At 58.1% G+C, this 11,923-nt stretch carries 4 protein-coding genes; all 4 read left to right on the top strand.

The features are described from left to right. Positions 1-15 precede the first annotated feature (15 nt). The 4 genes from recC (at position 16) to recD (ending at position 11,914) form a co-directional block, all read left to right on the top strand. On the top strand, positions 16-3,387 hold the full coding sequence (gene recC / locus OCH02_RS23365; protein ID WP_261433182.1) for an exodeoxyribonuclease V subunit gamma: 3,372 nt from the start codon (positions 16-18) through the stop codon (positions 3,385-3,387). Between the two features lie 228 nt (positions 3,388-3,615). Next, positions 3,616-6,504: a pitrilysin gene (ptrA, locus tag OCH02_RS23360; RefSeq protein WP_261433235.1), complete on the top strand. Its 2,889-nt coding sequence runs from the start codon at positions 3,616-3,618 to the stop codon at positions 6,502-6,504. Beyond that, complete coding sequence (gene recB, locus OCH02_RS23355) at positions 6,501-10,052, top strand: exodeoxyribonuclease V subunit beta (RefSeq protein ID WP_261433181.1); 3,552 nt, start codon at positions 6,501-6,503, stop codon at positions 10,050-10,052. The genes ptrA and recB overlap by 4 nt, the downstream gene beginning before the upstream one ends. Next, complete coding sequence (recD, locus tag OCH02_RS23350) at positions 10,049-11,914, top strand: exodeoxyribonuclease V subunit alpha (RefSeq protein ID WP_261433180.1); 1,866 nt, start codon at positions 10,049-10,051, stop codon at positions 11,912-11,914. The genes recB and recD overlap by 4 nt, the downstream gene beginning before the upstream one ends. The last annotated feature ends 9 nt before the right edge of the window (positions 11,915-11,923 follow it).

Raw genomic sequence — 11,923 nt, 5'->3', positions numbered from 1 at the left:
TTAAGGGAGCTCCCAATGTTTAGGGTTTATCATTCCAATCAGTTGGATTTGCTGAAAACGTTAACCAGCGCGTTGATAGCCAGAGAGCCATTGGCCGATCCTTTTCAACAGGAAGTGGTGCTGGTGCAGAGCCCCGGTATGGCGCAGTGGCTACAGATGCAGCTGGCGGAACAGTTTGGCATTGCTGCCAACATCGCTTTCCCGCTGCCGGCCACCTTCATCTGGGACATGTTTACCCGGGTGTTACCGGGGATCCCGAAAGAGAGCGCCTTTAGCAAAGATGCCATGACCTGGAAACTGATGTGGCTGCTGCCCGATCTGCTCACTCAGCCTGAATTCGCCCCGCTACAGCATTACCTCACCGACGACGGCGACAAGCGGAAGATCCACCAGCTTGCCGGCCGGGTAGCTGACCTGTTTGACCAATATCTGGTGTATCGCCCGCAATGGCTGGAAAGCTGGCAGAAAGGCGAGCGCATTGACGGACTGGCGGAAGCACAGCAGTGGCAGGCACCCCTGTGGGCGCGACTGGTCGAATACACCCGGGAACTGGGGCAACCTGAATGGCATCGTGCCAATCTGTATCGCCGTTTTATCAGCGCGTTAGATAAAGCTGAAACCCCACCTGCGGGGTTGCCGCCACGGGTATTTATCTGCGGTATCTCGGCCTTGCCACCGGTGTATCTGGAAGCGCTGCAGGCGCTGGGCAAGCATATCGATATTCATCTGATGTTCACCAACCCCTGCCGCTACTATTGGGGGGACATTCAGAGCCAGTCCTTCCTGGCGAAATTACAGAGCCGCAAAAGACAGCATTATCGCGATAAAACGGAATACTCGTTATTCAGGGATCCGGAAAACGCCTCTGCATTGTTTAATGACGCCGGCGAGCAAGACCTGCCGAACCCGCTGTTGGCCTCATGGGGCAAGCTGGGGCGCGACCACCACTTTTTACTTTCGCAGATCGAGTCCTCACAAGAGGTTTTTGCCTTTGTGGATATCCCTGCGGACAATCTGTTGCATGGCATTCAGCACGATATGCTGGAGCTGAAGAACAGTGCGGTGATAGGCACCACCCCGGAAACGCTGGAGAGCAGCGCCACCAAACGTCGACTGGATCCGGCCGACAGGTCTATCAGCCTGCACGCCTGCCACAGCCCGCAGCGTGAGGTAGAGGTGCTGCATGACCAACTGTTGAACATGCTGGCAAATGATCCTGAGCTGACGCCGCGTGACATCATCGTGATGGTGGCGGATATCGACAGTTACACCCCTTATATTCAGGCGGTATTCGGTAACGCCTCGCCCGAACGTTATCTGCCGTTTGCCATTTCTGACCGAAAAGCCAGCCAGGCGCACCCGGCGCTACAGGCGTTTATCTCGTTATTGGATCTGCCGCAGAGCCGCTTTACCTCAGAACAGGTACTGGCTTTGCTGGAGGTGCCAGCACTGGCGGCGCGTTTCTCCATTCGGGAGGAAGGCTTGCGCCTGCTGCGCCATTGGGTGGGTGAGTCTGGTGTGCGCTGGGGGTTGGATGACGACAACGTGCGTGAATTGGATCTGCCCGCTACCGGCCAGCATACCTGGCAATTTGGCATTACGCGCATGCTGCTGGGCTACGCGATGGACAGCAATGCCGGTGATTGGCAGGGCGTTTTACCCTATGACGAGTCGAGCGGGCTGGTAGCCGAACTGGCCGGGCAACTGGCGGAGCTGCTGGCGGCGCTGAGTCGTTGGCGGCAACGGCTGGGGCAGGCGCGTTCTTTGCCAGAGTGGCAGCCACTGTGTCGCCAACTGCTTGAGACCTTCTTTGAGCAGGACGGCGAAACGGAAGTGGTGTTGGCACTGATAGAGCGGGAGTGGAACAAGCTGTTTGAGTTCGGGCTGGCGGCGCGCTATCCCGATGAGGTCCCGCTGTCTATCCTGCGGGACGAGTTGGCTGCACGCCTCGATCAGGAGCGCATCAGCCAGCGTTTCCTCGCCGGGCAAATCAACTTCTGCACGCTGATGCCCATGCGTTCTATCCCATTCAACGTGGTTTGCCTGCTGGGGATGAACGACGGGGTTTATCCGCGCACTCTGCCGCCGCTAGGCTTTGATCTGATGGCGCAGCAGGTCAAACGCGGTGACCGCAGCCGCCGGGATGATGACCGTTACCTGTTCCTGGAGGCGATTTTGTCGGCGCAGCAACGCCTGTACATCAGCTTTATTGGCCGCTCTATTCAGGATAACAGCGAGCGTTTTCCTTCGGTGTTGGTGACCGAACTGCTGGAGTACCTGGAGCAAAGTTATTGTCTACCGGGCAATGAACATCTGGACGCTGATGGCAGTGCACGTCTGGTGGGTAAGCACTTGCTTAACTGGCATTCACGCATGCCGTTTGCCGCCGAGAACTTCCTGCCCGATACCGAAGCGCAGAGCTATGCGGCAGAGTGGTTACCAGCTGCCGATCGGCGCGGTGCGGCGCATCCGCCGTTTAATCAGCCCCTGTTGCCGGATGAGAAAACTCAGATCTCGCTGGACGATTTATTGCGCTTCTACCGCCACCCGATCCGCGCCTTCTTCCAACTGCGGCTGGGGGTCAGTTTCATCCTGGAAGAAACCGAACTGCCGGATGAAGAACCCTTCACCCTGGATAACCTCAGCCGCTATCAGTTCAACAGCCAACTGCTGAACACCCTGATTGACGGCGAGGATGCCAGCCGCCTGTTTCAGCGGGTGCGTGCCGCCGGCGGGTTGCCTTTTGGCCCCTTCGGCGAAATTTACTGGCAGAAACAACAAGAAGAGATGACCGAACTGGCCGAACAGGTACGCACCGAACGAAGTGAAGGGCACAGCCTGGAACTGGATATCGACATTGCCGGTGTACGCATCAGCGGCTGGTTACATCAGGTACAAGGCGATGGACTGCTGCGCTGGCGGCCATCAACCTTATCGGCAGTCGACGGTATATTGCTGTGGCTGGAACATTTGGTGTACTGCTGCGTCGGGGGGAGTGGCGAAAGTCGCATTTACGGGCGCAAAGGGGCTGTCTGGCGCTTTGCCGCATTAAGCCTGGAAGAGGCCCGCGAGCAACTGGCCGAACTGGTGGCGGGTTATCAGCGCGGACTGTGTCAGCCGTTACTGTTGCTGAACAAAAGCGGCTGGGCGTGGCTGAGTCAGTGCTACCAACCACAAACGCAGCAGATTGACTGGGATGAAGAGGTGCAAATCAAGGCCCGGGGCAAGCTACTGCAAACCTGGCAGGGCGATCAACGTATTCCGGGCGAAGGGGAAGACCCTTATGTGCAGCGGGTATTCCGCCAGTTGGACAATATTTATTTAGCGCAAATTCTGGACGAAACAGAGCGTTATCTGTTGCCGGTGGCACGGCATAATCTTGGGTAACAATCCCCCGGTGGTACTGATTGCCCTGAGGTGGTAAAAATAATCAAGGTTATATTCAACTATCGGGGTTAGTCCCGGTCTTACATAACGTACAGGCATATAGACCCGTCGCCTTTCAAGCTGCAGCTTGAAATTCATAGGGTATAGATTTTGATGTGTTGTTTTGATGTACGCCGTCAACGTCAGGGATGTGGCGCGACGGCGTCTGAATAGGGGTTCATTTTGGATATGCGCAGACAGTTGGCCCGCATCACCGGGTTAGTATTAGTGGTTATGTTTTGGGCGCCGTTGAGCTGGGCCGCACAGGGATGGCAACCACTGGCGGAGAAGATCAATAAAAGCGATCACGATCCGCGCCAGTACCAGGCGATCAAGCTGACGAACGGCATGACCGTGCTGTTGGTTTCCGATGCTCAGGCGCCGAAATCACTGGCGGCGCTGGCACTGCCGGTTGGCTCGTTGGAAGATCCGAACACTCAGCTTGGGTTAGCGCACTACCTGGAGCACATGGTACTGATGGGTTCCAAGCGTTATCCGCAACCCGAAAACCTGTCGGAGTTCCTGAAGAAGCACGGTGGCAGCCATAACGCCAGCACCGCGTCTTACCGCACCGCGTTCTATCTGGAAGTGGAAAACGACGCGCTGGCCCCGGCGGTAGACCGCATGGCGGACGCCATCGCCGAGCCGCTGCTGGATCCGGGCAATGCCGATCGTGAACGTAATGCGGTCAACGCCGAACTGACGATGGCGCGCTCACGTGACGGTATGCGTATGGCGCAGGTCGGGGCGGAAACGCTGAATCCGGCTCACCCGAGCGCGCGTTTCTCAGGCGGCAACCTCGATACCTTAAAAGACAAGCCGGGCAGCAAGCTGCACGATGAGCTGACGGCATTCTACCAACGTTATTATTCTGCCAATCTGATGATGGGGGTGCTGTACAGCAACCAGCCATTGCCGGAACTGGCTGAACTGGCAGTCAAAACCTTTGGCAAGGTCCCAAACCGAGACGCCAGCGTACCGCCGATCACAGTCCCGGCGGTCACCCCTGAACAGCAGGGCATCATTATTCATTATGTGCCGGCCCAGCCGCGCAAACAGTTGAAAGTAGAATTCCGCATCGACAACAACAGTGCCGAATTCCGCAGCAAGACCGACACCTACATCAGTTACCTGATTGGCAACCGCAGCCAAAATACCCTGTCTGACTGGCTGCAGAAGCAGGGGTTGGCGGATGCCATCAATGCCGGCGCCGATCCTATGGTCGATCGCAACGGCGGCGTATTCTCGATCAGCGTCTCGCTGACCGATAAAGGCCTGGCCAAGCGTGACGAAGTGGTTGCGGCCATCTTCAACTACCTGAAAATGTTGCGTAGCGAGGGCATCAAGCAAAGCTATTTTGATGAGATTTCCCACGTACTGAATCTGGATTTCCGTTATCCGTCTATCACCCGTGATATGGACTACATCGAATGGCTGGTGGATACCATGCTGCGCGTACCGGTCGAACATACGCTGGATTCGCCTTATCTGGCCGACCGCTATGACGCCAAGGCCATTGCCGAACGTCTGGACGCCATGACGCCACAAAATGCGCGTATCTGGTTCGTTAGCCCGAATGAGCCGCATAACAAGATGGCCTACTTCGTCAATGCGCCGTATCAGGTCGATAAAATCACCCCGCAGCGCTTTGAGCAGTGGCAGCAACTGGGTAAAGGGATCAGCCTGTCGTTGCCCACGCTGAACCCGTATATTCCTGATGATTTCAGCCTGACCAAACCTTCGCACGAGTTTAAAAAACCTGAGGTGGTGGTCGACCAACCGGGCCTGCGCGTGTTGTATATGCCGAGCCGTTACTTTGCCGACGAGCCGAAGGCTGACGTCACAGTGGCGTTCCGCAATGCAAAAACCATGGATTCTGCACGCAACCAGGTGTTGTTCTCTTTGACTGACTATTTGGCCGGGATTTCTCTGGATCAACTGAGCTACCAGGCTTCGGTTGGCGGGCTGAGTTTCTCAACCTCGCCGAACAACGGTCTTGAGTTCAACGCCAACGGCTTTACCCAGCGTCTGCCGCAATTGCTGACCTCACTGATCGAGGGCTACTCCAGCTTTACACCGACCGAAGATCAACTGGCGCAGGCCAAATCCTGGTATCTGGAACAGCTGGATTCTGCCGAGAAGGGCAAAGCCTTTGAACTGGCTATCCAGCCGGTGCAGATGGTTTCCCGTGTGCCTTATTCCGAACGCAGCGAGCGCCGTGAGGTGCTGAAAACCCTGACGCTGAAAGACGTGCTGGCCTACCGTGACAGCCTGCTGGCCGAGGCGACGCCGGAGTTGTTGGTGGTGGGTAATATGAGCAAGCAGCAGGTGGATACTCTGGCTTCAACGCTGAAACACCGTCTGGGTTGTACCGGTATTGAATGGTGGCACGGCGAAGACGTTGAAGTGACTAAAAGCCAACTGGCCAATCTGCAGCGGGCAGGCAGCAGCACTGACTCGGCGCTGGCGGCGGTGTATGTGCCGACCGGCTACGACGAAGTGACCGGCATGGCTTACAGCTCGCTGCTTGGTCAAATTATCCAGCCATGGTTCTACAGCCAACTGCGTACTCAGGAACAGCTGGGCTACGCGGTGTTTGCTTTCCCGATGTCCGTCGGCCGTCAGTGGGGGATTGGTTTCCTGCTGCAAAGCAACAGCAAGCAACCGGCTTACCTGTATCAGCGCTATCAGGATTTCTACCCGAAAACCGAGAAACGCCTGCGCGAGATGAAAGAAGCGGACTTCGAGCAGTATAAGCAGGCGATGATCAACGAACTGAAGCAGCGCCCGCAAACCCTGAGCGAAGAAGCCGGCCGTTTCTCCAATGACTTCGACCGTGGCAACTTCGCATTTGATACTCGTCATAAGCTGATTGAGCAGATCAAGCAGTTGACGCCGACCAAACTGGCGGATTATTTCCACCAGGCGGTGATTAAGCCGCAGGGGCTGGCGGTGCTGTCGCAGGTGAGTGGCAGTGGGCAAGAGAAGGCGGATTACGCCGTGCAGCCGAACTGGGTAACTTATCCAAACGCCTCTGCGCTGCAGAAAACCCTGCCGCGTAAGGTGGCGACGCCATGACAGAGACCGCCCCGCAGCGACTTGATCCGCTAACGTTACCGCTGTTTGGCGAGCGGCTGATAGAAGCGTCGGCGGGGACCGGTAAAACCTTTACCATCGGTGCGCTGTATCTGCGCCTGCTGCTTGGCCTGGGCCAGGCAGCGGCCTTTCCCCGGCCGCTGACGGTAGAGGAGATCCTGGTGGTGACCTTTACCGAGGCCGCTACCGAGGAGCTGCGTGGGCGTATCCGCAGCAATATCCATGGGTTACGTATTGCCTGCGTGCGTGGCAGCAGTAAAGACCCATTATTTGTTTCGTTAATGGCGGAGATAGACGATCTGCCGGATGCTGCCGCGCAGCTGCTGGCCGCCGAACGGCAGATGGACGAAGCGGCAATCTACACCATCCACGGTTTTTGCCAGCGCATGCTGACCCACAACGCCTTCGAGTCCGGCATTCTGTTTGAGCAAACGCTGGTGCAGGATGAACTGCCGCTGCGCCGTCAGGCCTGTGCTGACTTTTGGCGTCGCCATTGTTATCCGTTACCGATTGGCGTTGCCCGGGCGGTGAGCCAGGAGTGGAGCGGGCCGGAAGCGCTGCTGGCCGATCTTTCCGGCTATCTGCATGGCGAAGCACCCATGCTGCGTCGGCCGCCGAAGGATGAAGAAACGGTGCTGATACGCCATGAGCAGATCGTGGCGCGTATTGACGCCATCAAAGCGCAATGGCTGGCCGCGGCGGACGAACTGGAGGCGTTGATCAGCCAGTCCGGCGTTGATAAGCGCAGTTACAGCAGCAAGCACCTGCCTAACTGGCTGCACAAAGTCGGTGAATGGGTCGTACTGGAAACCCAGGACTATCAGCTGCCGAAGGAGTTGGATAAATTCCGTCAGTCGGTACTGTTGGAGAAAACCAAAAAAGGCGAACCGCCGCACCATGCATTGTTCGCGGCAATCGACGAACTGTTCGATGAACCGCTGACACTGCGTGATTTGATCATGGCGCGGGCGCTGAGCGAGATACGATTGACCATTCAGCAGGAGAAACGCCAGCGGGCTGAACTGGGTTTTGACGACCTGTTAAGTCGGCTGGACAGTGCATTGCAGAGTGACGGTGGTGAACGTTTGGCACAGGCGATCCGCCAGCGCTACCCGGTGGCGATGATCGATGAATTCCAGGATACCGATCCACAGCAATACCGCATCTTCCAAAAACTCTATGTCGGCAGGCCGGAATGCGGCCTGCTGCTGATCGGCGATCCCAAGCAGGCAATTTACGCTTTCCGCGGTGCCGATATCTTTACCTATATGCGCGCTCGTTCAGAGGTAAGCGCCCACTACACGCTCGAAACCAACTGGCGTTCCTCTCCGGCGATGGTGGACAGCGTTAACCATCTGTTTGCGCAGGTGGAAAAACCTTTCCTGTTCGGCCATATTCCCTTTATTGAGGTGGTCGCCGCCGAGAAAAATCGGGGGCTGGCGTTTGAGCTGCAAAACCAGCCGCAACCGGCAATGCAGTTCTGGCTGCAGCAGGGGGAAGGTGTCGGCGTTAGTGAGTACCAACAATTAATGGCACGCCTGTGCGCCACGCAAATCCGCGACTGGCTCAGCGCCGGGCAAAACCGCCAGGCCTGGCTGGTCGACGGCGAGGAGCGGCGGGCGGTAGAGGCGTCAGACATTACCGTGCTGGTGCGCAGCCGCAATGAGGCGGCATTAGTGCGCGACGCCCTGAGTGCGCTGGCGATACCTTCGGTTTATCTGTCCAACCGCGACAGCGTGTTCGATACGCCAGAAGCCAAGGATTTGCTGTGGCTGCTGCAGGCCGTGTTGGCGCCGGAGCAGGAACGTACGCTGCGCAGTGCCATGGCTACCGGGCTGATGGGGCTGGATGCCCCAACGTTGGACGGATTGAATCGGGATGAGCGTGCCTGGGATGCGCTGGTCAATGAGTTCGACAAATATCGTACGCTGTGGCTGCGCCGCGGCGTGTTGCCGATGCTGCGTGAGGTGATGAATCAGCGCCATCTGGCAGAAAACCTGTTGGCCAGCCTCGGCGGTGAGCGCCGGTTGACCGACGTGATGCATTTGGGCGAGCTATTGCAGGAAGCCTCTGCACAGCTCGACAGCGAGCATGCGCTGGTGCGTTGGTTGGCGCAGCAGATTTCTCAGCCCAATCGGCAGTCCGACAACCAGCAGCTACGGCTGGAAAGCGACCGCCATTTGGTGCAGGTGATCACCATCCATAAATCCAAAGGGCTGGAGTTCGACCTGGTATGGCTGCCGTTCGTCGGTAATTTTCGCCAGCAGCAGCAGGTGCTGTATCACGATCGCCACAGTTTCCAGGCCCTGCTTGACCTCAACGCCGATGAGCAAAGTATCGAGTGGGCGGAGGAGGAGCGGCTGGCGGAAGATCTGCGCCTGTTGTATGTCGCGCTGACCCGTTCGGTATACCACTGCAGTATCGGCATTGCACCCTTGATTCAGGGGACCCGCAAGAAACAGGGTGATAGCGATTTACACCGTAGTGCGCTGGGCTATCTGGTGCAGGCCGGCCAGGTCGGCGATGCGGCTTATCTGCAGCAATGTCTGCAACGGCTGGCCGTCGATGGCGTTGCGCTATCGCTGGTTGAAAGCCTGGACGAGCAGCCCTGGCAACCGCAGACGCCAGACTTGACCGAACTGGCGGCGAAACACTTCTCGCGTCAGGTGCAGGATTTCTGGCGGGTGACCAGCTATACCGGTCTGCAGCAGCACGGCACGAGCCTGATGCAGGATTTGTTGCCGCGGTTGGATGTTGATGCCGCCGGTGAGCAAGCGCAGGACAGTGAGCCAGCGCTCACACCGCATACTTTTCCTCGTGGCGCCGGTCCGGGAACCTTCTTGCACAGCCTGTTTGAAACGATCGACTTTACCCAACCCCTCGATGAGGCGTGGTTGCTGGAGCAGTTGCAACAGCAAGGATTTGGCGAACACTGGCAACCGATACTGCTGGCGTGGATGCAGGTGCTGTTGAATACCCCGCTTAATGATACCGGCGTCGCTTTGTCGGCGCTGGCCCCGCAGCATAAGCAGGCTGAGCTGCAGTTTTATCTGCCGATCGAGCAGCTGTTGCAGGCGCGTGAGTTGGATAAGCTGGTGAAAAGCTACGATCCGCTTTCTGCCCGCTGTCCTGAGTTGGATTTCCAGCAGGTGCAGGGGATGCTGAAAGGATTTATCGACCTGGTGTTCTGCTGGCAGGGGAAATATTACCTGCTGGACTACAAATCCAACTGGTTGGGCGAAGACAGCAGTGCCTATACCCAACCGGCGATGGAGCAGGCGATGGCGGAACATCGTTACGATTTGCAGTACCAGCTATACACGCTGGCACTGCACCGTTATCTGCGCCATAGGTTGCCGGATTATGATTATCAGCGGCACTTCGGCGGGGTGATTTACCTGTTCCTGCGCGGGGTGGATGCGCAGCATCCGGGCAACGGCATTTTTGCCTGCCGTCCGCAGGAGCCATTGGTGGAAGGCATGGATTTGTTATTCAGCGGTAAAACCGCTGCGGTGGAGGGTGCATCATGATCGCTCTACTGGAACAGGCGCAGTCGCTTGGCGTGTTACGTCCGCTAGATTTGCAGTTCGCCCGCGTAGTCGCTGGAGCGGATGAGCCTGAGTTGCTGCTGGCTGCCGCCTGCCTCAGCGCGGAGGCTGGCGCGGGTCACGTTTGCCTGATGCTGGAGCAACTGTTGCCGGAAAACCTTTTTGACGGACGTCTGCCGGAGCTGGCGCAGGCCGTGTGGTTGGCGGCAGGGCAGTTGGATGTGGCCGGTTGGCAACGGCGGCTGTCGGCCAGTGCGGCGGTGAGCGACGGCAGCACCGCGACGCCGATGGTGTTACAACAGCAGCGCTTGTATCTGCAGCGCATGTGGCAGAGCGAGGGGGAGGTTGCCGCCTTTATCCGTGGTGACAGCATCAGCAGCGACAGCCTGCCTCAGGCGGTTGAAGAGGCCGACCTGCGTGCCATTCTCGACCAATTATTTGGTGAGGCGACCGATGAACCCGACTGGCAGAAAATTGCTGCCGCGGTGGCCGCTACGCGACGTATTGCGGTGATTTCGGGTGGACCGGGCACCGGTAAGACCACCACGGTCGCCAAATTGCTGGCGGCGCTGGTGCAGCTCGACGAAGGGCGGCGTTTGCGCATTCAACTGGCGGCGCCTACCGGCAAAGCGGCGGCGCGTTTAACCGAATCGTTGGGCAGCGCCGGCAAACAACTGGCGCTAACCCCGGAGCAGCGTGCGTTGTTCCCTATTGAAGCTTCCACGTTGCATCGCCTGCTGGGCGCTCAGCCCAACAGTCAGCGTATGCGATATCACAGTGGCAATCGGCTGCATCTGGACGTGCTGGTGGTCGATGAGGCCTCCATGGTCGACCTGCCTATGATGGCGCGTTTGATTGCCGCCTTGCCCACTCAGGCACGGGTGATCTTCCTGGGCGACCGCGATCAACTGGCTTCAGTGGAGGCCGGGGCGGTACTGGGCGATATTTGCCGCTTTGCCGAGCAAGGTTACAGCGTGGCGCGTGCGGAGCAACTTTCTCGGCTGACCGGCTGCCTGCTGCAGGGGCAAACTGCCCTGGCGGAAGCTGCGGTGCGCGACAGTTTGTGTCTGCTGCGCAAAAGCTACCGTTTTGATGCCAATTCGGGCATTGGTCAATTGGCCTTTGCCGTGAACGCTGGCGATGGCAAGCGGGCAATGGCGGCGCTCAGCGGCAGTTTCGCTGACGTTAGCGGTTATCCACTGGCGGAAACGCAAGACTATCAGGCGCTGTTGGATTCCTGCGTGGCGGGTTATCGTGATTATCTGCGGCTGGTGGGCGAAGGGGCGGACGCCGCGGCGGTGTTGGCGGCGTTCGGTCATTTCCAGGTGCTGTGCGCGCTGCGAGAGGGGCCTTTCGGCATCGCCGGATTAAATGAACGCATTGAGACGGGGCTGCAACGTGCCGGCCTGATCCAGCGTAAGCCGGGAGCCGCTGGGCGTTGGTATTCCGGCCGTCCGGTGATGATTGGTCGCAATGACAGCGCTCTGGGGCTGTTTAATGGCGATATTGGCATTGCCTTGCGGGATGAGAGCGGCGAACTCCGTGTTCACTTTCAACTGCCGGACGGCAGCATCAAGTCGGTGCAGCCGAGCCGTTTACCGGCGCATGAAACCGCTTATGCGATGACGGTGCACAAGTCACAGGGCTCGGAGTTTGACCATACGGTACTGGTGCTGCCCAATCATTTCCTGCCGGTGCTGACCCGTGAACTGGTGTACACCGCGATCACCCGCGCTCGCAGGCAGCTTTCTCTGTACGCCATCGATACGGTTTTGATGCGGGCGATCCGCACCCCGACCCAGCGCCGTAGCGGGTTGGCGGAGCGATTGCAGGTCAAGGCTTAAGCGTTCATG

The organism is Serratia quinivorans (assembly GCF_946227985.1).
In the GTDB taxonomy this organism is placed as follows: domain Bacteria; phylum Pseudomonadota; class Gammaproteobacteria; order Enterobacterales; family Enterobacteriaceae; genus Serratia; species Serratia quinivorans_A.
This window is presented reverse-complemented; position numbering and strand designations above follow the sequence as displayed.